Annotated in this window: 18 protein-coding genes; 16 read left to right on the forward strand and 2 right to left on the reverse strand. The window is 51.5% G+C overall.

The window, feature by feature from the left end:
* Window positions 1-546: 546 nt before the first annotated feature.
* The 3 genes from FAY32_RS10440 (at window position 547) to FAY32_RS10450 (ending at window position 6132) form a co-directional block, all read left to right on the forward strand.
* On the forward strand, window positions 547-1719 hold the full coding sequence (locus FAY32_RS10440) for a cation:proton antiporter (protein WP_143463379.1): 1173 nt from the start codon (window positions 547-549) through the stop codon (window positions 1717-1719).
* A 142-nt stretch (window positions 1720-1861) separates the two neighbouring features.
* A complete protein-coding gene (locus tag FAY32_RS10445; protein ID WP_143463380.1) occupies window positions 1862-3493 on the forward strand; it encodes an ATP-binding cassette domain-containing protein in 1632 nt (543 codons plus the stop codon).
* Between the two features lie 476 nt (window positions 3494-3969).
* The gene (locus FAY32_RS10450; RefSeq protein ID WP_225428338.1) at window positions 3970-6132 is read left to right on the forward strand and encodes an amidase family protein; all 2163 of its coding nucleotides are present in this window, start codon (window positions 3970-3972) and stop codon (window positions 6130-6132) included.
* 392 nt (window positions 6133-6524) lie between these two features.
* Here the strand turns inward: FAY32_RS10450 and FAY32_RS10455 are convergent, their stop codons facing one another.
* Window positions 6525-6842: a hypothetical protein gene (locus FAY32_RS10455; protein ID WP_143463381.1), complete on the reverse strand. Its 318-nt coding sequence runs from the start codon at window positions 6840-6842 to the stop codon at window positions 6525-6527.
* A gap of 174 nt (window positions 6843-7016) precedes the next feature.
* Between FAY32_RS10455 and FAY32_RS10460 the strand changes: the two genes are divergently transcribed.
* Window positions 7017-7478, forward strand: coding sequence for a hypothetical protein (locus tag FAY32_RS10460; RefSeq protein ID WP_143463382.1), 462 nt, complete (start codon window positions 7017-7019; stop codon window positions 7476-7478).
* A gap of 104 nt (window positions 7479-7582) precedes the next feature.
* Window positions 7583-8110, forward strand: coding sequence for a GNAT family N-acetyltransferase (locus tag FAY32_RS10465; protein ID WP_143463383.1), 528 nt, complete (start codon window positions 7583-7585; stop codon window positions 8108-8110).
* Window positions 8111-8247: 137 nt separating this feature from the next.
* Here the strand turns inward: FAY32_RS10465 and helD are convergent, their stop codons facing one another.
* Window positions 8248-10554, reverse strand: coding sequence for an RNA polymerase recycling motor HelD (helD, locus tag FAY32_RS10470; RefSeq protein ID WP_143463384.1), 2307 nt, complete (start codon window positions 10552-10554; stop codon window positions 8248-8250).
* Between the two features lie 1063 nt (window positions 10555-11617).
* On the opposite strand from helD, the gene trpS reads away from it, so the two are divergent.
* From trpS to rsmA, 11 genes are all read left to right on the forward strand, one after another.
* A complete protein-coding gene (gene trpS, locus FAY32_RS10475; RefSeq protein ID WP_143463385.1) occupies window positions 11618-12640 on the forward strand; it encodes a tryptophan--tRNA ligase in 1023 nt (340 codons plus the stop codon).
* A 20-nt stretch (window positions 12641-12660) separates the two neighbouring features.
* The gene (locus FAY32_RS10480; RefSeq protein WP_143463386.1) at window positions 12661-13581 is read left to right on the forward strand and encodes a Ppx/GppA family phosphatase; all 921 of its coding nucleotides are present in this window, start codon (window positions 12661-12663) and stop codon (window positions 13579-13581) included.
* Between the two features lie 522 nt (window positions 13582-14103).
* Entirely contained in the window at window positions 14104-15360 is a 1257-nt protein-coding gene (locus tag FAY32_RS10485) for a hydroxymethylglutaryl-CoA reductase, degradative (protein WP_143463387.1), read from the forward strand.
* A 16-nt stretch (window positions 15361-15376) separates the two neighbouring features.
* Window positions 15377-16342: an IpaB/EvcA family protein gene (locus FAY32_RS10490; protein WP_143463388.1), complete on the forward strand. Its 966-nt coding sequence runs from the start codon at window positions 15377-15379 to the stop codon at window positions 16340-16342.
* A 21-nt stretch (window positions 16343-16363) separates the two neighbouring features.
* Window positions 16364-17068, forward strand: coding sequence for an NAD-dependent protein deacylase (locus FAY32_RS10495; protein WP_143463389.1), 705 nt, complete (start codon window positions 16364-16366; stop codon window positions 17066-17068).
* Window positions 17069-17073: 5 nt separating this feature from the next.
* On the forward strand, window positions 17074-17400 hold the full coding sequence (locus FAY32_RS10500; RefSeq protein WP_143463390.1) for a hypothetical protein: 327 nt from the start codon (window positions 17074-17076) through the stop codon (window positions 17398-17400).
* Between the two features lie 50 nt (window positions 17401-17450).
* Window positions 17451-18296, forward strand: a complete 846-nt coding sequence (locus FAY32_RS10505) for a DUF72 domain-containing protein (protein WP_143463391.1) — start codon at window positions 17451-17453, stop codon at window positions 18294-18296.
* A gap of 167 nt (window positions 18297-18463) precedes the next feature.
* Window positions 18464-20500, forward strand: coding sequence for a methionine--tRNA ligase (metG, locus tag FAY32_RS10510; protein ID WP_143463392.1), 2037 nt, complete (start codon window positions 18464-18466; stop codon window positions 20498-20500).
* A 423-nt stretch (window positions 20501-20923) separates the two neighbouring features.
* Window positions 20924-21703 carry a TatD family hydrolase gene (locus FAY32_RS10515; RefSeq protein WP_143463393.1) on the forward strand — a complete coding sequence of 260 codons (780 nt, stop codon included), beginning with the start codon at window positions 20924-20926 and terminating at the stop codon, window positions 21701-21703.
* On the forward strand, window positions 21690-22259 hold the full coding sequence (rnmV, locus tag FAY32_RS10520; protein WP_143463394.1) for a ribonuclease M5: 570 nt from the start codon (window positions 21690-21692) through the stop codon (window positions 22257-22259). The genes FAY32_RS10515 and rnmV overlap by 14 nt, the downstream gene beginning before the upstream one ends.
* Window positions 22252-23142: a 16S rRNA (adenine(1518)-N(6)/adenine(1519)-N(6))-dimethyltransferase RsmA gene (gene rsmA / locus FAY32_RS10525; protein WP_143463395.1), complete on the forward strand. Its 891-nt coding sequence runs from the start codon at window positions 22252-22254 to the stop codon at window positions 23140-23142. Before rnmV ends, rsmA begins: the two co-directional genes overlap by 8 nt.
* Window positions 23143-23177: the final 35 nt, after the last annotated feature.

The raw sequence follows: 23177 nt of genomic DNA on the forward strand, positions 1-23177 counted from the left end.
ACTTACTGACTAAGTAGAACGACGCGCCTGAGCCCATATCTGCCGACCTCTCGGCTGACATTGTGTCTTCAGACGACACTGAGACTAACTATAATTATCGTGATCAAGTGGACCGAAAAACGTTAAGTAATCGTTCCTTACAGCCGTTGTCGTGATAACATACAGTCAGCGCCGGAGGAGGCCAGGGATGGAGCCAGCCGTGAAGGTGCTGTTAGCTGGTGAGCCAGCTTACAGCACGGGCGCCTTTGGAGACACGTGATTTTCGTGGCTTCAAAGCGAGCGAGAAGACTGGGGTTCTTCCAGTCTGAAGCGTCCCCACAGCAGGCGGAATCCCTGGCAGCCGGAGTGCGCTCAATTTAGCCCAATTCAATGGCACGAATACCTACTGATACTGGGATGGGACTTGAATTTCATCTTTAACCCGTTAGTCATTACCCTTAGATAGTCGGGAATGACATCTGTGACGGCTTGCGAAACCACTAGTGAATGTTCCCGGATTTTGGCGTATCATAGGACTATTAATATTTACGAAAAGGGGGCGGCCACGTGGCTTTTTTGGGAACACTCTGTTTGATTCTGGTATTGACGACACTGGCAGGAAACTTTGCCAACCGGCTGGGCGTCCCGGCGGTGATCGGTGAGTTGCTGATTGGGATTATTATCGGGCCAGCCCTGCTCAACTGGGTTCAGCTCAATAGCCTAGTTAGTCTATTTGCCGACATTGGGGTCGTGATCTTGATGTTCTTAGGCGGACTTGAAAGTAATTTGCAACTCTTGATGAAGTATCTCAAGCCGGCCATTGTGGTGGCGACTTCCGGCGTCATCTTCCCTATCGTCATGATGGGCTTGGCTTCCTGGTGGTGGGGCTTTACACCACTTGAGGCACTGTTTATTGGCGTGATTTTCTCGGCGACGTCGGTCTCTATCTCTGTGGCCGTTTTAAAGGAATACCACGCACTCGCCACGCGTGAAGGCGCGACGATTCTGGGGGCTGCGGTGGCTGACGACATTATGGGGGTCATCCTGTTGTCGCTGATGATCAGTTTACTGGCCAGCCAAGGGATTCAAGCCGCTGGGAGTCAACCGGCATTGGGGCTGGTCTTACTGGAACAGATTGCTTTCTTCGGGGGGACTTACGTCGTGGTCAAATGGATTGCGCCGTACCTGATGCACCTGAGTGAGCGACTCGTGATGGCGTCCAGTGTCACCATCATGTCGATGGTCATCTGCCTGAGCATGGCGTGGTTAGCGGATATTGTGGGGCTGAGCGGGGCGATTGGTGCCTTCTTCGCTGGAATTGCTGTGGCGCACACACCGTACCGGGCAGTCTTGGCCGATCACGTGGAACCGCTGGGCAATGCCATCTTTATCCCGGTCTTCTTCGTGAGCGTCGGCCTGAACATGACGCTGGATCACTTGGCGGACAATCTCGGCATTATTCTGGGCTTAACGGTCTTGGCCTGCCTGGCGAAACTGTTGGGCTGTGGCTTAGGTGCCCGGCTGAGTGGCTTTGACCTCAAGAGTAGCACTGTGATCGGCACGGGAATGATTGCCCGGGGGGAGATGGGCTTGATTACTGCACAGATCGGTCATCAAGCCGGTCTTCTCAACGGAGCGGATTACTCCGCAATGATTTTAGTCATCGTGTTGGCAACGATTATTGCACCGTTGGTATTGAAGCAAGCATTGAAGGCTATGCCCAAACCGGTTACTGAATAGGCAAGAAGGTTCGCTAAACTGGTGAACCTTCTTTTTTGTAAGAATTTGTGATTGCCCTTTTATCCAGATTAGAATATGATGAGTGACATTAAGATTATTCTAATTGCTACGGCAGTTGAGATGAGAAAGCGTGACGAAACACATGCGAAAATATCTATTACAACACCGTGGTGAAGTGTCCGTGAACATCGGCCTTTTGATGGTGATTGAGGCACTGACGGTCTTGGGGTCAGTCCTCAATGCTAATTTATTGAACGCGCTGATCAAGGGGCAACTGCAGCAATTCTTGGTGGCGGTTGGCCTGCTGATGCTGGACTGGGTCGTGATTGCGGCCTTGAATTACGGGGCATCCGTTCATCAGGAAAAGGTCATTCAAAACATTGATATCTCTATTCGACAGGACGTAGCCGATATTTTGATCGCCAAGGATTATGAATCTTACAATTCACGGGCGATGGGAGTTTATGAGTCGTGGGTCAACAACGACATTCAGACCATCAACGTTCAGGGGCTACAAAACTTTTTTACCGTGGTTGAGGGAATCTTTGGGACGGCCTTTGCGCTGGCCACTTTGATTGCGTACCATTGGAGTCTGGCGTTGTCGGCGCTGATCTTAGCCGGACTGATTATCGTGGCGCCCAAAGTCTTTGATCAGCGAATCATGCAGGCCAACACCCAGTTGACCCACCAAAATGAGAACTTCGTTGACCGAACGCAAGACGTGATGGGCGTGTTCAACCTGCTCTACGCGTTTCAGGCGTTACGTTTGCTTAAACAGGGCATCATTGCGGCGTCCCAGACGCTCAAGCAGTCCTATGTCAACCAACGGCGCGCGCAGAGTAGCGTACAGGTCGTGGGCTTTCTAGGCAACGTCATTTCACAAGTTATGCTGATGGGCTTGACCGGGATATTGGCGATGATGAAGTTAGTCTCGATTGGGACGTTAAGTGCCGTGGGTAGTCTGTCGGGCAACATCTTCAATAACCTGGGGAATATGAGTACTTACTTGGGAATGATGCGGGGCGTGACCCCCATCTTTGAAAAATTTGACTTGGAACGAGCGAAGTTCCCGACTGAACCTGATCAGGCAGCAGCGGCAGTGGCCACAACAGCGGCGGTGCCAGACATCATTCAGGTTCACGACCTGAGTTTTGGTTACCACACTGATCACCCGATTTTGCGCCACGTGAGTTATGACTTTGAGCAAGGGAAGAAGTATCTGATCCTGGGTGAAAGTGGCGGTGGCAAGTCGACCTTTCTAAAGGTGCTGACAGGGTACTTGACCAACTATACCGGTGAGATTCGGTTGGCCGGTAAGTCGCTCAAAGACTATTCAACCAATCAGTTGGGACAGCAACTCTTGTACTTAGACCAACGACCACAGGCATTGACGACTACTGTGCGGGAAAATCTACAGTTGGCCGATGCCTATAGCGATGATGACCTTGTGGCGGTGTTGTTGGCCACCAAACTGTGTCCGGACCGGGAACGGGCAGTGGCCTTCTTGGACCAAAGCGTTGGCGATGGCGGCAGTGATCTATCCGGTGGTCAGCTCCAACGGTTGGCTTTAGCACGGGGACTTCTGCGGCATGTCGGTGTGATTCTGCTGGATGAAGGAACATCGGCGGTCGATACGGCAAACGCGGTGAAGATTGAACGTGACTTGTTAGAGAATCCGGCATTGACGTTGATTATGATCAGTCATACACCGCACGCGGAGACGCAACCACTGTTCGATGAGACGATTCAGTTTGCGGAGCTTAATGGCAAATAAAATTAGTTATAAAAAAATAGGCAACGGTGAGCTGACCGGTTAACCTGACAAAGGTGGGACGGACAGTCACCGTTTTTTTTGAAAAAAATTTAACACGACAGTTAATTTGCAACCACAAATAACTAGAAAGTAATGAAAACTATAAATGAATATACAAACACCGACGCTGCCCTTATTCCAAGGGTTGAAATATCTTTAAATTGTGGGAGTAATCGACTATCTGTTGGATACAGTACCAACTTTAAACAAAATATCTATGGATATGATAATGATTTGATTATTGAAACTAAAAAATAAGCGTTTTCATGTAGGCCGAAAACTTGTACTATAGGGAGCGTGAGGTTGACTCCTGTGGGGACCGGTAGCTAACGATTAGTGAATAACAGCAATAGTGTGGTTGCTAGGCTGTTTATCGTCAGTTACCGTGCGCTTCGGCAGGACACAAATTAGGTTGGAAAAGGTTGGAGGAATTTGGGATGAAACAGATTAGGTTTAGTCACTGGTTAAAGACTAAAGCGGTGTTAGCGGCTGTGGTGGCTGCAACCATGGTGGGTGGCGCCGTCACAGGTGTGGCTGCCAGTGAGACCAGTGTACATAGCACCAGCAATAATGCGACCGTCACAGCAACGACCAATAGTCCGCTGACGCTGTCGCAATACGAGCACGCCACGGCGACCCAGCTCGCGCAGATGGTCCGGGATGGCAAGGTCACCAGTCAGCAGTTGGTTCAGCTGGCCATGACTAAGGTCAAGCAGGATAACCCGCAGCTGAACGCCGTCATCACCATGCGCGAGGCTAAGGCCATGGATGAAGCTGCGGCCCTGAAAGATACCGGTCAGCCATTTTATGGGGTGCCAATTTTAATCAAGGGGTTGGCGCAGGAACTGAAAGGGGAGTCGGCAACACAGGGCCTTCCTTATTCCAGTACGCGAGTTGCATCGTATACCAAGCCATTCGTGTTGCAACTCCAGAGCTTGGGGTTCATTGTCATTGGGCAAACGAATTATCCAGAGCTGGGACTGACGAACGTCACAACTTCCAAACTATACGGGGCTGCGGCTAATCCGTGGAACACGGCCGACAATCCTGGTGGGTCTTCCGGTGGTGCGGCAGCAAGTGTCGCTGACGACATGGTTCCACTGGCAACCGGGAACGATGCCGGTGGCTCGCTACGGATTCCGGCGTCATGGTCCGGCGTGATCGGTCTGAAGCCATCTGCGGGGATGATCAAGGGCGATAGTGTTGCCAGCACCATGGCAAGCTTCGCCGAGACCAAGAGCATGGCGGACACGCAAACGTTATTTGACAATATGCTGAGCGGCAGTGTCACGGCTGAGGCCGCTCCCAAGGACCTGAAGTCGGTGACCATCGCCTATTCGACGAAGTCACCTGTTGGCACGCCGGTCAGTCAAGATGCCGTGAACGCGGTCACGCAGGCGGTGTCCTTCCTGAAGAGTCAAGGCTTCAATGTGCAACAGGTCGACAGTCCGGTCGATGGTAAGGCACTGATGCAGGCCTACTACAAGGGCGCGACGACTAGTGGTTTTGCGGCTAACTCGTTCGCACGCTCGGCGTACAAACGGGATCTCTTACCTGATGACGGCAGCATCATGACCTATGCGCTGTATCAGGCTAGCAAAAAGCTGACGGCGCCAGACCGAGCCAGCTATGCCAGCGTGGTCGCAACGGCTAAGCAACAGATGGCCGATTTCCATCAGAAATACGGGCTGTACTTAACCCCAACGACGGCCACAACGGCACCAAGTAATTCGGATCCGGCCTACTTGCCAGAATACGTGGCAAAGTTACGCGACATTGCGTCATTGGACAGTAAGGACCAGATGCAGTTGATCTACGACGCCTGGTTACATGGATTGAGCAAGACGCCATTTACGCAATTGGCCAATGTGACTGGCGAACCGGCGATTAGTTTACCTACGTACGTGAGTGCTAGTCGGATGCCATTAGGGATTCAGTTAGAAGCTGCTAAGAACCAGGATCACCTGTTGTTAGCAATGGGGGACCTCTTTGAAAGCAAGAACCAACTGAAGTTCCGGGATAGCCAGTCCACGGACGAGAATACTGGGAATACCACGGGCACCACGACAGCGCCAGCGACGCCCGAGGCCTCGACATCCAGTGAGTCGAAACCAGCAACGTCTGCGTCTAAGCCAACGACACCAGCTACGCCTGTTACTACTGCGCAGGCACCAAAGCTCATTTATGCTAAGGGTGCACTAAATCTGTATCGGGATGTCAACTTGACGCAGCGCGTGCGTCACTACACGGCTAAGCCGCGGATCCACAGCCGGACGTTCAAGACGCTGGGGGTCGCTTATGCCAAGAACGGGGCGTTACGTTACCGCGTCAAGGGTGGTTACATTACGGCCAATTCGAAGTTTGTAGCGGCACTCTATTACCAGCAGAATCCACAGCGCGTGCGGGTCATCGGTCAACACGGTATTTACAGTTATCGGCAGCTGACCTTCAAGTCCAGTCAGCGGGTGCGGTTGATTAAGAAGGGGAAAGTCTTGAAGATCAAGGCAATTCGCTTCCACGGGCAGACCGCTCGGCTGGAACTCACGAATGGTCAGTTCATTACGGCTAACAAGCAGTTTGTGATTCAAAACAAAAGCTAGGTGATAACCGGGGTGCACGGAATGATGCGCTTCGATAAAGACTTGTGTCCCAAACCTACAGTAGAAAATGAGTCTGAAAAAAGCCTCCAAGATTGGCCGAAAATGCCGATCTTGGAGACTTTAGACTATGTTCAAAAGGTGGCAAGTCTCAAAAGCCTGTCATACCTATTCTAATCACAGTATTGAAACTAAAATTAGTCAACGGTGGTTGGAGTCGCCTTACCGGCCGGCAGATATGGGCTTAGGCGCGTCGCACCGTTTCAACCATAGATGTTCGGAGCGCAAAAAGAGTCCGGAAATTTTGTCCCAGACTCGATGCTCTTTTTCGAAGTTCTGCAGGTTTATAAATTCTCCGGCTGGACCTTAATCGGAACGGCTGCATGAAGAAAGCGTTAAACTAGGATACTGAGAAATTTTAACCAAGTCCAGAGGCCAATAATCAGCCAGAGACCGTAAAAAATGATTAGGCTGCGTCGAAAAAAGGGTAACCGGTGCCAGCCATGGCGGTGCCAACTGAAAGTATAAACAGTCAGCATGACCAGACTTAACACGCCCATCAGCAAGTTACCACCAAGAATCAACGCGTTAGGGTGGGACGGATTGTGTTCGGCCATGCCAATACCGCCGATGGTAAATAAGATGATGGGGAAAACCAGTAGTATCCCATTGAGGATTCCTTCAATGATTAAGTGGCGTTTCGTTGTTTGCATAAGCCGTCTCCCGTAGTGCCTTCACCATACCACGTTAGGACCAAAGAGTAGCGGCATGAATCCAGGTCATCTTTAATTTGGTGGCAGGTGCTAATTCGGCTTGCTTTCTAGTGTCAGGTCGCGTAACTTTAAGGGCATAGGATGAACACAGCATTTCCTGGGGAGGAAAATGAGTTGAAAAAACCAATCTTTTTACTGAGCTTAGCGGCAATTACTTTGGGGTTAGGTGCCACCAGTTTGACGTCTGCACAGGCTGCAACGTGGCATCAGGGAACACCTAAAGCGTTGCGGCACATCTGGATCTATAATGGTCATGGCGACAACAAGGCGTACATTACTTACGGCAAGTCACTTAGCACGGGAAACCTTTTTGCGCTGGACGGGGCCAGTCATCATTATTATCGGCTGCCCGGATATGGCTTGAAAAAGTTGAAATATCAATCGTTGGGCGACCACGTTTACCGCCTGTCCGGTATTCAGTATTCACCCAAGGGCAGTCAGGTTCAGTTCGATGGTCAACGCTTGAGTTACAAACTGAAACTGACTAAGAATCACCTGCATTTTTACAAGGGCTATCGCAACTACGACCGGCATGCAAAATTCGCCACGATGAAGACGCCGAAGGGTTTGGAATAGGTATAAGTAATAACATACAGGGCAGGGCTTGCAATGCGCAGGCCCTTTTTGCATACCGTGAAGCCAGTGCCTGCTATACTGGGGAAAATAGGAGATGATCGCGAATGCATGTGACGTTAAAACCACTGATAACGGCAGATGCGCCAGCGTTTTGGCAGTTGGCGTATGGAAATGAAGATGCTGCATGGATGCAGTGGAATGGGCCGTACTTTCATGATGAAATACCCACTCGTAATCAATTTTTAACGACGATTGCACCGAAAAAGTTCATTGATCAGCCAGATCAGCGCATCATTTGGGTCGATACGGAGATGGTCGGTAGTGTGTCGTACCATTACGTGGACGGTGACCTACGCCAGTGGCTGGAAGTGGGCATCGTCATTTATCGCCAGAACAAGTGGCAACAAGGTGTCGGTAAGGCAGCACTGACCCAATGGATCAATCAGGTCTGGGCCCAAACGTCGTTGCCACATCTAGGACTGACAACCTGGTCAGGCAATCTGCGCATGTGTCGACTGGCGGAAAGCATTGGCTGGCAAGAAGAGGGGCGTATTCGAAAAGTCCGGTATTGGCAAGGCCGGTATTGGGACTCCGTCAAGTATGGTTGCTTACGTGAGGATTGGCGGAACTGACGCGCTGTTATGATGGTTGTGACGGACGAGAACGCGTATAAGCAATCAAATGAAAAAGCGTCAATGTCATCCGAGAGATTCAGATGGCATTGGCGCTCTTTGGGTACTATGGCGTTGTCAGTCACGACAATCATTAATTAATTCTGAAATTCATGTTCGATTGTCAAATCAGCCTGGGGAATCTTGTCCGAGGCAATCAGTGGCGAGGCTGCACCGATGCTCAACAAAGTCAGGTGATGCATGGCACGTGATGCAATCGTGTAGAGCGTGCCAGTCAACTGGGTGTCGGGATAGTTCTCGGCAGAAACATTGTAGGCAATGACGCTGTCGAATTCTAACCCTTTTGCCAAGTAGATGGGCAAGACGACAATACCTTTCGGCAAGGAACGGTCGGTATCGGTCAGCCGGGTCAGGGCAAATTCGGTATGCAGTTCCTGATAGACGTATTTGGCCTCGGCGGTACTTTTGGTGAGAATGGCGACCGTCCCGTTGGTCGCGAGCTCTAACCGTAATTCGTGGGCGAGAGCTTTGAAGGCGGCGTCAGTATCGTAGCGAATGACTACCTTGGGCAGGTCGCCCGGACGGTTGAAGGCCTCGATTTTGTCGCCATCAGGTAGCAGTGCCTTGGCAAACGTGGTGATGGGAAGTGTGGAACGATAGGAACGCCGCAACGTAATCAGACGGGACCGTTTGACGTTTAACGCGGCATCCAGCTTTTTCAAGATAGATTCTGGTGATTCCACCGCCTTGAAGAGGGCCTGCTCACTGTCACCGAGTAGGGTCAACTTGGCCCGTGGAAAGGCATGCTGCAGGTAGATCAGTTGGGCCATCGAGTAGTCCTGCATCTCATCGATGAAGAGGTGTTGCATCCGGTGGTTGGCCCCGCCGCCCGCGAGAATATCACGCAAATACAGCAGAGGGGCGGCGTCAGTCAACGCGAGCTTATGGTATTCGATATCGTGCTGATAGGCGTCGATCACCGTCTGCCAGTCTGCGGTGGAAACGTCGTCGGGCAGCGGACACTGCTTGAGAAAGGCGGTGTACTGCGTGTAGGCGTCGAGAAAATAGCCATTGTAAATGGCATCATCGACTTGCCGCAACCGGCGACGAACGATTTGCCGGGCGATGAAGTCGATCTCGTCATCGAGTTGTTCAAACGTCCCCAGATGCTTTTCGCCTAACAGATTGTGGTAGTCTTCGTCGCTGAGTTGGTCGATGGTATCGCGCACCCAGTCGGCCTTAGCTTCTTCACGAATCCGGCGTTTGAGGCGTTTTTCCAGCTCGTTTTTGGTGCGTAAAAAGCGGTCGGCCGGTGCCGTAGCAGCTGGAAACTGACTGTAAATGTCGCGAATTTCTTCCTTATCAAAGAACACGCGGCCCTTAAACCGAATATCCGTGAACTGTAGCTCGGCCGGAGATACCTGATGACAGTAGTCGTTGATGGCCGTCATCATTGCGGCGCTTTCGCGGAAATTGCGCAGGGGCAGATTAACTGGTGTCTGCTGGTCTTCTTCGTAGCGCTCAAATTGGGTCTGGACGTTGAGCCCTTGGAACCGTTGCGTTAAGAATTCGGCCAGCGTGACTTGGCGCATGTTGCGTTCCCCTAGACTGGGAAGAACGTCACTGATGTAGTGACTGAATAGTCGGTTAGGTGAGAACAAGACGATTTGATCGGCTTCCAAGTCCCGCCGGCTGTGATAGAGCAGAAAGGCGATTCGCTGTAAAATGGCGGACGTTTTACCAGAGCCCGCGACTCCCTGAACGACCAGCAAGTCACTCTTGGTGTCGCGAATAATGTCGTTTTGTTCCCGTTGAATGGTCGAGACGATGTTCTGCATGGTCGCATCGTTTTGCTCACCCAGTGCGTGTTGCAGCATTTCATCGCCGACCGTCTCGTTGGTGTCGAACATGCTTTCAATTTTGCCATCTTGAATTAAAAATTGTCGCTTCTTCAGCAGGTTGGTTTCTTGATTCCCAGCCGGCGTGCTGTAGGCGACTTCGCCGAGCACCCCGTTGTAATAGATACTGGAAACGGGAGCCCGCCAGTCGTAGACCAGGAAGTTTTGGTCCTCGTCAACGAATGAGGCGGTGCCGATGTAGAGGGATTCCGGTTGGGATTCGCCGGGATCTTGAATGTCGATGCGACCAAAGTAGGGCGACTTCTGGAGTTCCTTATAGGTGTCCAATTGGCCCTCGATGATGTTTTGATTTTCGGTCAACCGGGAGACCAAGGCCCGTTGTTGTTGCAGTTCGGCACTGGTTTCGATTCGGTCATCGACTTCAAACCAGTTGACCGAGGTGTTTTCACTATAGTTCTTTAACACGTTGCGCAGTTCTTTGTGGGCGGCCGTGTAGTCGGCGACGGTCTTGTCGATTCGTTCGCCAATCTGGTCGGCCACTTGGTCCACACGCTGTTGTTCCGCTGCTTGTTCGCTGGTGGTCAAATTGACCGCCTCCTTCTTTTATTTCTGGTTAAGTTCAGGATATGTGCTGGCTGTTCGCCTTACCGGCCGGCAGATATGGGCTGGATCGGTGCGAACACAACTTGAAGCCTCGAAGAACACGAGTCTACAAGCTTGGTTTTCTACTAAGCCAGTAAGCAAGTCACTTACTGACTAAGTAGAACGACGCGCCTGAGCCCATATCTGCCGGCCTCTCGGCTTACGTTGTGTTGTCAGACAACACTGAAAATAGATGAGTCATTGATAGTTCGCCTGCGGCTACCAGACGCCACACTGTGGGGACCGACCGAAGCCTGGAAAGCGGTCTTCGGCCTCGAGTTGAAGCCACGCAGAGACCCGCGAGTCTTCAACTCGTCCCGTGATGTAACCTAGCAAAAAAGACGCTAGCTAACATCACCGACACAGTGTTCTGTCTGGTATCCTCCGGCTTGAATCGTGTGCGCTAGTGTGGTGTCAGTCAATGATGGCTGCTGCCGTGGGAATATTTATGCAGCGGTCAAGTGTCCGACCGGCTGGGCCAAATTGAGTTAAGCTCGATAGATTTAGACGCAAATGCTATAGCTACATAGCGTCCTTCCTATAGGGGTTCACATTGGTATCGCTTGATATAGTGAAAACCAACCTGAACTGGCAGAAACCTCGGCTGCCGGCGTGCAATCAGTTCACACAATATCGCAGCTATTTCAATGCCTAAATTGCTTAACAAGTTTAGTCATATTCGGGGGCAGTGTCAATCAATCCTATCGTTTTTGACTGAAATAAATCTTCTGGGGGCTGACAGTTTACATCGCGCGTAAAAACCGCTAATATAAAGGAATAGGGACTCGAAAAAAGTAGGCCAATTTCAGAGAAAAACCGGCAGTGCTGAAACGGTTTTGTGGTCGAAATGGGTCGAGTCAGTTTTATTTAATCGATAACTAATTTTATCGCGGCGTCTCCGTTAACGACAAAAGTGGTGGCTAAAATGGTCACAATTTAGGTGGTACCGCGCATAAGCGTCCTATTGGCATTGGCCAATGGGGCGCTTTTTCAGAAAGGATGAAAAATATTGAGTAAAAAACACGTGATTTTAACTGGGGACCGACCAACTGGCAAGCTACACATTGGCCATTACGTCGGGTCATTGAAGAACCGGGTCGCTTTACAGAACACTGGTGACTACGACACGTACATCATGATTGCGGACACGCAAGCGTTGACCGACAATGCCCGTGACCCTGAAAAGATTCGTCACAGCCTGTTACAAGTGGCACTGGATTATTTGGCAGTGGGCATTGATCCTGCCAAGTCAACGATTCTCGTGCAATCCCAGATTCCAGCTCTGAGTGAATTGACCATGGCTTACTTGAATTTGGTCAGCGTTTCACGTTTGAACCGGAACCCAACCGTTAAAGCTGAAATTAAGCAAAAAGCCTTTGGTGAAAGTGTGCCCGCTGGGTTCTTCATCTACCCAGTTAGCCAAGCAGCCGATATCACGGCATTCAAGGCCGACACGGTGCCCGTTGGTGAAGACCAAGAACCCATGTTGGAACAAACCCGTGAAATCGTGCGGACCTTCAACAACGTTTACGGTCAAGAGATTTTGGTGGAACCTGAAGGCTACTTCCCACCTAAGGGCCAAGGCCGGATTCCTGGGTTAGACGGCAACGCTAAGATGAGCAAGTCCTTGGACAATGCCATTTATCTCGGTGACAGTGCAGACACGATTCAAAAGAAGGTCATGTCCATGTACACCGATCCCGAACACATTCACATCGAAGATCCTGGTCACATCGAAGGCAACACGGTCTTCACGTACCTTGACATTTTCGCTGAAGATACGGCTCACGTGGCTGACCTGAAGGCGCAATACCAGCACGGTGGCCTCGGGGATGTTAAAATTAAGCGGTACTTGAACGATGTTTTGCAGGCAAAATTACAGCCGATCCGCGAACGGCGTGAACATTTCGCCGCTGACGAAGGTGCCGTTTACGACATCTTGAAGCAAGGAAGCGAACGCGCCAACCAAGTTGCTGCGCAGACCTTACACGAAGTCCGTCACGCCATTGGTGTGGACTACTTCGGTTAAGTCGAAATGGGGGATAGACAATGCAAAATTTAGCCATTGTTGATTTGGGGTCAAATTCGGTCCGCATGGCCGTCAATGAGCTGCACGACGACGGTACTTACCGGGAAGTTAACCGGGTCAAGGTCGATAGTCGTTTGTCAGAAGGCATGGGTCCCGAAAAGATTCTCCAACCGAACGCGATGGACCGCACAATTGCGGCCTTAAAATCGTTTCGGCCCTACTATGAACAACTGCCACATTTAATTGTCCGCGGAATTGCGACAGCGGCGGTCCGTCAAGCCCGTAACCGCGATGAGTTTTTAAAGCGGGTTGCTGAGGCGACCGATATTCAGCTGGAAGTGTTGTCTGGCGACCAGGAGGCCTACTATGATTATCTGGGGGCCGTCAACCGGCTAAAGATCAAGGATTGTCTTCTGTTAGATACGGGCGGGGCTAGTTGTGAGCTGGTCCATGTGAAGAATAGCCGCGATGCCAACTTGATCAGTGTCCCATTTGGCGCGGTCAACTTGTCTGAACAGTTCCACCTCGACGATCGGGTAACCGCCGTTGACCTCTTTTCCGCGCAGGTTTTTCTGCGTGAACGGCTCCAAGATATTTGGTGGCTAAATGATGCGAAACATTTGCCGTTAGTGCTATTAGGTGGCGCCAACCGGACCTTAGCGCGGATGAATCGCCAGCAGCAGAAGATCCTGCACGTGGAGAATATCCATGGGTACCGACTGACAACGGGTCAGGTGATGAAGACCTTTGAGCGCTTGCTGGAGGTACCGTTGGCCGAACGGCGGCGGATCTCTGGGCTGGAGCCAGAGCGCGCAGATATCATTATTGGCGGGATGTTGCCATTGGTGACGTTGCTGCAGATGCTGGACTCGGATCGGGTCATCTTCTCCGAAAGCGGCGTCCGCGAAGGCATCATCTCGGAATATCTGAGCCAACGATAGCTTGTGTTGGGCGGGGTCGCCTGCGGCTGCCAGCCGCCATGCTGTGGGGACCGACCGAAGCCTGTGGAGCGGTCTTCGGTCTCAAGTCGAAGCCACGCAGAAATCGCGAGTCTTCAACTCGTCCCGTGGTGTAACCTAGCAGAGAACGCTAGCTAACACCACCGACACAGCATTCTGGCTGGCATCCTCCGGCTCCGGCAACAATTGATTACTGTTGGTTAGGTTTTCCGGCGGCCTTTCGCTACCTGGTGGATGGTTGCTGGGAAAGTTGGTTTAGCTGACTGTTGGTTTTGTCTGCAGTTGCCAGCCGCCATGCTGTGGGGGACCGACCGAAGCCTGTGGAGCGGTCTTCGGTCTCAAGTCGAAGCCACGCAAAAATCGCGAGTCTTCAACTCGTCCCGTGGTGTAACCTAGCGGAGAACGCTAGCTAACACCACCGACACAGCATTCTATCTGGTAGCCGTAGGCGATGTACACGATTTTCACAGTATATTTCACGTGAACGAAAGGAGTCGATGGTCGATGACGGCTTTTTACCGGTTACCTTATGGGGCCCGGCGCGACCAGCTTGCCCATGCGAGTCACTTAACGGTGGCCCAACTGGCATTGCTGGCGCAGCACCGGCAGGCCACCGATGAGGATTTAATTGAAAACTATTTAACGACTTATGGCTTGCCTGAGGGCGTGGCGGTCAATCTACGCGTCAATGGGCGCACCGTTACCGTGCCCATGGTGACTGAGGAGCCATCGGTAATCGCTGCTGCCAGTAATGGCGGGCGATTGTTGACCAGCGATACCGGAATCACCACTGAGGTTGCGCGGCGGGAGTTGATGGGGCAGATCGTGTTTAGCCACGTTCGGGACCCCCAATACTTGCGGGATTGGCTGACTAGCCATGAACAGGAACTGCTGCGGGTGGCCGATGATGCCCATCCCACGTTGCTCGCGCATGGTGGGGGCGCCCGGTCGATACGTGTGCGCCTTTTACCACCGGACTGGGTTTCACTAGACCTTTTCATTGATGTGGGTGAGGCGATGGGGGCCAATCTGGTCAACACGCTGACCGAGGCCGTTGCCGCCAAAATCAAGGCGCACCTCAACGTGGACATTTTAATGAGTATTCTTAGCAATTACGCCACGCACAGTCTAGTGACGGCGCGTTGTGCCGTCCCGGTCGTGCAACTGAAAACGAAGACGATTGCGGGAGCCGAAGTGGCACAACGCATCGCCGAAGCCAGTGACTATGCGCAGGTCGATCCATATCGTGCCGTGACCCACAACAAGGGCATCATGAACGGTGTTGATGCCGTGGTACTGGCGATGGGCAACGATTGGCGCGCTGTTGAAAGTGGCGTGCATGCCTATGCCAGCCGCAATGGCAGCTACCAAGGTCTCAGCCGCTGGTGGGTCAGTGCCGGTGTCTTACACGGTGAGCTGACCCTCCCGCTAGCGCTAGGGTTTGTCGGTGGTGCGACCAAGGTGTTGCCACTGGTCAAGGTGAACCAGCAACTGGCACAGGTCGACAATGCACGCGACCTCATGGGCATCACGGCCGCCGTGGGTCTGGCACAAAATGTGGCGGCCCTGCGCGCATTGGTGACCGATGGGATTCAACGTGGTCACATGGCGCTGCAGCGTAAGTCGTTGGCATTGTCCGTGGGGGCCACGCCCGCGGAACTACCGGCCGTGACGCAACGGTTGGCGCAATTTAAGCAACCGACCACGGCACAGGCCACGGCGGCTCTACAAGCCGTTCGTCAAGCAAATTTAAAGAAATAGGTGAACTAAAAAGATTATGCAAGCAAAAGATGTGCAATTAAACGATGAGGTTCAAGGCCTCTTAGATCAAGTTAACGCGCTCTACCCTGGCAAGGTTGAAGTTCAATTCATTGGTGAACTCCAAGCGGGTTTCGTCCGTCACGACCAAGCCCAACAGATTCAGGTGGGCAAGGACATTAACATTCAGGTCGCTGATTTGACGGCACCCAACTATACGGCGTCTCACGAACTGGTTCATTTACTGATGATCCTGTCCGGCTTCCCTCAGGTCTTCTTCTCATTGACGACTGGTCAACCCCAGCTTGATGAACAGCTGATGATCATGGGCACGGAACTCTACGACATCGTGAGCCACATTGTGGTGGTTAGCGAACAACGTAAGCATGGTCTGATCACGGATGAGATTGAGGGACTATACTTAAATGGGGTCACGGCGACAATCAAGCCAGAACCGACACCGGTCGATGATGAAATGACCCTGCGGACGCTGACCCTGTTGGACGCCTTGGTCTTCTTCGGCCTCGATAATGATAAGATTATCGCTCAATTCAAACGCGATTACCCAATCAGCTTCGCCGCTGCCCGGAAATTGTACGATATTATTACCGAGAAGCCGGTCGACTCACCATTTACCTTGCGTCGAAACGTGGTCAAATTGTTCAAGGCCTTCGATGCCCAATTGGAAGCTTGGCACTTGCCTGCACTGCACAATACGGAGTTCACCACGTTGACTAGCATTTTGTCTAAGCGTCAGCTGAACTTAAACGTCAAGCAGATCTTCGAACTGTATCATTCTGATATGCACGAAAAGACGACCCAACGGCGCGGGTACGTTGGCTTTAACCGGTCTGATCAGCAGAACGCGTTTGTGTTGCCATCGCCAGCACCGAAGGACGATACGCCGGATTACTACACTAAGATTTATGAAATGACGGTGGAAGACCTCTTTAAGCAGTTGAAGATGCCATACATCTTGCGTTAATTTTAGAAAGGATGATTGGGTATGGAAGCGAGCTTACAAGCAACCTTTGACGAGGCACAGCACATTGTATTTTTGACTGGTGCGGGGGTCTCGACGCCTTCTGGAATTCCGGATTACCGGTCAAAAAATGGTCTGTACACCGGCCACCGCAACGCTGAGTATTATCTGAGTCACACCTGTTTAGTTCAGGAACCGGCCGTTTTTTACGACTACGTGAAACGCAACCTTTACTACCCGGATGCCAAGCCCAATATCATTCATGAAAAGCAAGCAGCGTTGACCCAGCAGGACCGGGCAATGGTGATTACACAAAATATCGACAACCTATACAACGTGGCGCACACGAAGCACTTGGTGGAATTCCACGGCAATATGTACCAGGTTCACTGTCAAGTCTGTGGCGCCAAAGTGGCGTGGCAGGACTACCTGCAAGATCCACATCATGAGGTGGACGGTGGTTGGTTGCGGCCAGACGTTGTGCTCTATGATGAGGGCTTAAACGAAATGAACATTCAGCGTTCCGTGGCGGCCATGAACCAGGCCGATTTGGTGGTCATTGTCGGCACGTCAATGCGGGTCTACCCGTTTGCTGGGCTACTCGACTACCGGAACAGTGCGGCCAAGGTGGTTGTCATCAATCAAGAGAAATTGGATCTCGGTTTCGACTATGACATGGTCCAAGCCGATGCAACCGACTTTTTTAACGAACTCCAGGTCCGGGGGTAACGCGTATGAGCCATCAAGAAGTGATCTCGCAACTTAAACAGCTGGTCCGCCGATTACGCTGGCTCAGCTTTCTCCAATTGATTCCAGATACGTTAGTCATCTACGGGATCTTGCAGGTGGCTTTTAACGGGCAGCTGGTGACGCTGTTCAATGCGACCTTTACCCGGCAGCAAGCCATCTTGGTCACGGTCCTCTTTGCCTTGATCGACCTGTGTGTCACGGGAATTCGCTATAATGACCGACTGGCAGGAAAGCGGCTGATCAGTCAGTTGCGGGGACGCCTGAGCACCCCCGAAGCGGAATTGATCAAACAGTTTGAACGGTTTAAGTAGTGGCAATCTGCCAGACGTTTTAGAAACCTTATCAGGAGGAGCCTTACGGAATGATTAGTATTGGATTGACTACGTGGACTGAACATCCCGCGCTGATTGGCGGTGAAGACCGTCCGGTGACGTTAACTGATTATGCGGGGAATTTTCCGGTGGTTGAGCTGGATACGCCATTCTATGGTATTCCGCGGCAGACCACGGTTGCCAAGTGGGCGGCGGCTGTGCCGGATGGCTTTCAGTATATCTTGAAGGCCAATCAGGTCATGACCAAGCACGACCGCAAGGAACCAGCTGATGCATCGATGCTGGCGACGGCATTTGAGCAGTTTAAAATGGCTATTCAGCCGCTGGTGACTAGTGGTAAATTGCTTACGGTACTCTTCCAGTTTCCACCGTTCTTCAACCGGACAACGGCAAACATTGAATATTTGCGAGATGTTCGGGTTCAGATGGGAAATTTGCCGGTGGCGGTCGAATTTCGGAGTCCAAGTTGGTTTGCAACGCCGGGGATGACGACGGACGTGTTGGCCTATCTGCGGTCGTTGCGGTTGACCAACGTGACGACTGATGAGCCCCACAATTTAAATGATGGTATTCCATTGATCGACACGGTCACGACACCGAAATTAGCCGTTGTCCGCTTGCACGGGCGCAATGCCCAGGGCTGGTTCAATCAGGGCGCTAATTGGCGGAAGACACGAACCTTGTATCGGTATTCGGAAGCGGAGTTACAGGACTTTGCGGCCTTGGTCAAACGCTTGGATCAACAGGCGAAAGATGTCTGCGTGATTTTTAACAACAACTCCGGCCGCGATGCCGCTCCGAATGCGCAACGCTTACAGGCAATTCTGGGTTTGCACTGGGAGAATCTGGCACCGCAGCAGTTGGATTTGTTTTAAGTGGGATAAGTTTGTCAGCACCCGGTTTAACTAGTTAAATCAGAATAAAAATCCCCGGTAAAGCGCTATGGCTGAACCGGGGTTTATGCTATACTTAATTAGAATTTACATTGAATTTTAACCCGAAAACAACGGAATAATTTAGAGCGAGGGAAGGCTTTTCTTTTATGGCAGACAAACCAACTTTTTACATTACAACGCCGATCTACTACCCATCTGGGCGGTTACACATCGGGAATTCGTACACGACGATTGCGTGTGACGTGGTTGCCCGTTACAAGCGGAGCAACGGTTACGACGTGTTCTTCTTGACGGGGACCGACGAACACGGTTTAAAAATTGAAGATAAGGCCCAATCTCAAGGCCAGACGCCCCAAGAATATGTGGACGGCATGGCTAAGGGCATCAAGCAACTTTGGAAGACGTTGGAAATTTCCAACGACAAATTTATCCGGACGACCGACAAGGAACACGTTGCCGCCGTTCAAGAAGTCTTCGAACGCTTACTGAAGCAAGGCGACATTTACCTGGGTGAGTACGAAGGCTGGTATTCCGAAGATGACGAAGAATACTTTACGGAGACTCAACTCGCTGAAGTCTATCATGACGACAACGGTAAAGTTATCGGTGGGAAAGCCCCATCTGGTCACGAGGTTTCACTGGTCAAGGAACAGTCATACTTCTTCAAGATGAGCAAGTACGCTGACTGGTTGCTGGACTTCTACCACAGTCATCCACACTTCATCCAACCAGAATCACGGATGACGGAAATGATCAACAACTTCATCAAGCCCGGTTTGGAAGACTTAGCCGTTTCCCGGACGACCTTTACTTGGGGTGTGCCGGTCAAGAGCAATCCTAAGCACGTGGTCTACGTGTGGATCGATGCCTTGCTCAACTATATCACGGCGCTGGGCTACACCAGTGACGATGAGAGCCTCTTTAAGAAGTTCTGGCCCGCTAACGTGCAAATGGTGGGGAAGGAAATCGTCCGGTTCCACTCCATTTACTGGCCAATCGTCTTGCATGCATTGGGTATCGAAGCTCCCGATGAATTGTTCGCGCACGGCTGGTTATTGATGAAGGACGGCAAGATGTCCAAGTCTAAGGGAAACGTTATTTATCCTGAAACGTTGGTCGACCGTTATGGCCTCGATGCGCTACGGTACTACCTGATGCGTGCTATGCCTTACGGAAACGATGGGACGTTTACGCCCGAAGACTTCGTTGACCGGTTGAACTACGACTTGGCCAACGACCTGGGGAACCTGTTGAACCGGACCGTTGCGATGATCAACAAGTACGAAGACGGTAAATTACCAGTCTACACGGCTGGCGTGACCGAATTTGACGGCGATCTTGAAGCCACTGCTGAATCCGTCATTGCCAACTACCATGACTTGATGGACCAGATGCACTTTGCTGATGCGCTGTCTGAAATCTGGAAACTGGTTTCACGGAGCAACAAGTACATCGACGAGACTGAACCTTGGAACCTCGCGAAGGATGACAGTAAGGCGACCGAATTGGCTGCCGTAATGGCACATTTGGCCGCTAGTCTGCGGGTCATTGCTGCGCTGATCAGTCCAGTCATGACGCACGCGCCTAAGGAAATCTTTACCCAGTTGGGCTTAGACCCAGCAACGTTGACCATGACTGACTTGAAGCTCGCCGACTTACCAGCTGGCAAACAGGTCGTTGCCAAGGGGACGCCAATTTTCCCTCGGATCGACGTGCAAGAAGAAGTCGACTTTATCCAAGGCCAAATGACCAAGTCCGAAAAGACCAAGGGTCGTGCGGCGATGGCGGCTAAGGCGCAAGCCCAACAAGAAGCTGCGCAGACAGATGATGCTGGCGATTTGACGCTGAACAAGCCAGAGATTCGTTTCGATAAATTTGAAAAAATCGAGCTCCGGGTAGCCGAAGTCAAGGCTGTCGACCACGTTGAAGGTGCCGATAAGCTTCTCAAATTCCAGTTGGATGCTGGTGATCAAGGGACTCGGCAGATTCTGTCGGGAATCGCCCAATGGTATCCAGAACCACAAGAACTCGTGGGCAAGAAGGTCGTCATTGTGGCCAACTTGAAACCACGGAAGATGCGGGGCCAAGTCAGTCAAGGGATGTTGCTCTCTGCCGAACATGACGGTAAGGTCCAACTCCTGACATTGCCAAGTACGATGGTCAACGGGTCAGACGTGAGCTAAAGAAATTAATAAAACAACCATAATCAAAACGTGGGCGGCGGGTCGAGATGACGCCAACCCGCGTTTTGTTGGTTATAAGTCCGGCTATTGTCGGCTAAATTGCCGCTTACGGGTTGTTCAATTTAGGCACCATGGTGGTTGACATCGCCTTACCGGCCGCTGGAACGGTGCGACGCGCCTGAGCCCATATCTGCCGGCCTCTCGGCTTACACAGTCGGCACCGAAGGAGGTCAGAGATGGAGCAATCTTACTTCACGGGCGACTTTGGCGGCACGTGTTCTTGGTGGCTTCAAAGCGTCCCCACAGTGGGCGGAATTTCTGACAACCAGCGTGCGCCAATTTAGCCTAATTGAATAGCGCGACTGCTTGCAACCTTTAGTCAACTTAACTAATTTAAAGAAATCAACGGTAAGGAGGAATTCGATGAAGATATTTGATTCACATACACATTTGAATAGTGAAGAATTTCTGAATGACGTGCCAGGCTACCTGAAACGAGCAGCCGACTTGGGTGTGGTCAAGATGACCAACATTGGCTCCAACACACAGTTGAACGCTGATGCAATCAAGTTGGCGCACCAATATCCACAGCTTTATGCAGCGGTCGGGTGGCATCCCGAAGATTCTAAGAACTACGATGCGGCGGCAGAGAAGCTGCTGGAAGAACAGTTGGCCGATGACCGTGTTGTGGCTTTGGGCGAAATTGGCTTGGACTATCACTGGGATTCATCACCGCAAGACGTGCAACGTAAGGTGTTTGCGCGGCAGATTGCGATTGCGAAAGAGGTTGGTAAGCCCATTGCTGTTCACAATCGTGATGCCTTTGAAGACACTTACCGCATTATTAAAGCGGCCGGTATCAGTGAAATTGGTGGTGTGATGCACAGTTTTAACGGGGATCCGGAGTGGCTTAAAAAATTCTTGGACCTGGGGATGCACATCTCTTACTCCGGGGTCGCTAGCTTTAAGAACGCCCATGAGGTCCACGATTCCGTTCGAGCCACACCACTGGATGTGATGATGGTCGAGACCGATGCGCCATACCTGACGCCGGAACCACACCGTGGCGAGCAAAACGAACCTGGATTTACGCGTTACACCGTTGAGGCGATTGCCAAGGAACGGGAAACCACACCGGAAGAAATTGCTGCTGCCACGTTTAAAAACGCAGAGGAGTTTTACAAAATAAATGAAGAAGATTAAAGAGGTCCTCGTGGTCGAGGGCAAGGACGATACCAAGCAGATCAATCGGGCGGTCAACGCCGACACCATTGAGACGCGCGGTTCCGCCATTGACGATGACACGCTGGCCTTAATTGAGAAGTTAGCCGACCAACGCGGCATCATTATCTTTACCGATCCGGATTTCTCCGGCGAAAAAATCCGTAAAATTGTGGCTGAGGCTGTACCGAATGCCAAACACGCCTTTTTACCCAAAGCCGAAGGGCGACCGGATAAGGCCGGTGGGTCGCTGGGGGTGGAACATGCCAGCCCTGAAGCTATTCGTGCTGCGCTGGACCACGTGTATACGGAAACCACGGCGGCACCAACACTGATTACCCATGAAGACCTCATGGCTGCTGGCTTGATTGGTGGCGCTGGGGCTAAGGAACGACGTGAACAGCTTGGCGAACGCTTGCAGATCGGTTACGTTAACGGCAAACAGCTCGAAAAACGCTTACGGATGTTTGGCATCCAACCGGCAGACTTTGCCGCAGCGTTGAAACAGATTCGAGCAAAGGAGAATGCAAATGAATAACAGCGTACCAGAAATCGGCTCACCAGCCCGGACTAAAGCGATTCTTAACCGGTACCACTTAGTTGCCAAGAAGAGTCTGGGGCAGAACTTCTTGTCTGACCTCAACATCTTACGCAACATTGTGGCGGCCGGCGATGTTACTGAGCACGACAACGTGATTGAAATCGGGCCCGGGATTGGGGCGTTGACTGAGCAAATCGCCAAGCAGGCTCATCACGTGGTGGCTTTTGAAATCGACGAGAATCTCTTGCCTGTGTTGGACGAAACGTTGATGGACTATGACAACGTGACGGTCATCAATCAGGATATTTTGAAGGCGAACTTACCGGAAGTCGTCAAACATGATTTTGAGCCCGGTCATCCGCTAAAACTCATTGCCAACCTGCCATACTACATTACGACACCGATTCTAATGGGCGTTTTGCAGAGTAATGTGGATTTTGACACGATTGTGGTTATGATGCAGGCAGAAGTGGCGGACCGCTTAGTGGCGGAACCAGGAACCAAGGCGTACGGCTCATTGTCCGTCGTGATGCAATACCGGGCCCACGTTGAAGTTGCGTTTGCAGTGCCCCGGACGGCATTTATTCCACAACCGAACGTTGATTCAGCAATCATTCGCTTGACGAAGCGCGACCCGTTACCGGTTAAACCGTACGAAGACCAAGCCCTCTTTAAGTTTGTTAAGGGCTGCTTCGCGCACCGACGGAAATCACTGTGGAACAATTTACAGGGGATTTTTGGGAAACAGCCGGAGGTTCGTGAACGAATTGAATCTGTTTTGAACCAGACTGGAATTTCACGACAGCTGCGACCAGAACGGCTAACCCTGATAAATTTCATCGAATTAACCAACGCTTTTCACAATGAAGGACTTATGTAACCCTTACCAATTGTGGATTCTTGCGGTTTGAGACA

The sequence above is a fragment of the Levilactobacillus enshiensis genome, assembly GCF_007115095.1.
Lineage (GTDB): Bacteria > Bacillota > Bacilli > Lactobacillales > Lactobacillaceae > Levilactobacillus > Levilactobacillus enshiensis.

Excerpts from the sequence above, each read along its gene's own strand:
- FAY32_RS10485 (WP_143463387.1), top strand. The coding sequence starts at position 14,104 with ATGACGGCTTTTTACCGGTTACCTTATGGGGCCCGGCGCGACCAGCTT.
- FAY32_RS10450 (WP_225428338.1), top strand. The coding sequence starts at position 3,970 with ATGAAACAGATTAGGTTTAGTCACTGGTTAAAGACTAAAGCGGTGTTA.
- rsmA (WP_143463395.1), top strand. The coding sequence starts at position 22,252 with ATGAATAACAGCGTACCAGAAATCGGCTCACCAGCCCGGACTAAAGCG.
- FAY32_RS10490 (WP_143463388.1), top strand. The coding sequence starts at position 15,377 with ATGCAAGCAAAAGATGTGCAATTAAACGATGAGGTTCAAGGCCTCTTA.
- FAY32_RS10505 (WP_143463391.1), top strand. The coding sequence starts at position 17,451 with ATGATTAGTATTGGATTGACTACGTGGACTGAACATCCCGCGCTGATT.
- FAY32_RS10455 (WP_143463381.1), bottom strand. The coding sequence starts at position 6,842 with ATGCAAACAACGAAACGCCACTTAATCATTGAAGGAATCCTCAATGGG.
- FAY32_RS10500 (WP_143463390.1), top strand. The coding sequence starts at position 17,074 with ATGAGCCATCAAGAAGTGATCTCGCAACTTAAACAGCTGGTCCGCCGA.
- FAY32_RS10445 (WP_143463380.1), top strand. The coding sequence starts at position 1,862 with ATGCGAAAATATCTATTACAACACCGTGGTGAAGTGTCCGTGAACATC.
- FAY32_RS10480 (WP_143463386.1), top strand. The coding sequence starts at position 12,661 with ATGCAAAATTTAGCCATTGTTGATTTGGGGTCAAATTCGGTCCGCATG.
- metG (WP_143463392.1), top strand. The coding sequence starts at position 18,464 with ATGGCAGACAAACCAACTTTTTACATTACAACGCCGATCTACTACCCA.
- rnmV (WP_143463394.1), top strand. The coding sequence starts at position 21,690 with ATGAAGAAGATTAAAGAGGTCCTCGTGGTCGAGGGCAAGGACGATACC.
- FAY32_RS10515 (WP_143463393.1), top strand. The coding sequence starts at position 20,924 with ATGAAGATATTTGATTCACATACACATTTGAATAGTGAAGAATTTCTG.
- FAY32_RS10465 (WP_143463383.1), top strand. The coding sequence starts at position 7,583 with ATGCATGTGACGTTAAAACCACTGATAACGGCAGATGCGCCAGCGTTT.
- FAY32_RS10495 (WP_143463389.1), top strand. The coding sequence starts at position 16,364 with ATGGAAGCGAGCTTACAAGCAACCTTTGACGAGGCACAGCACATTGTA.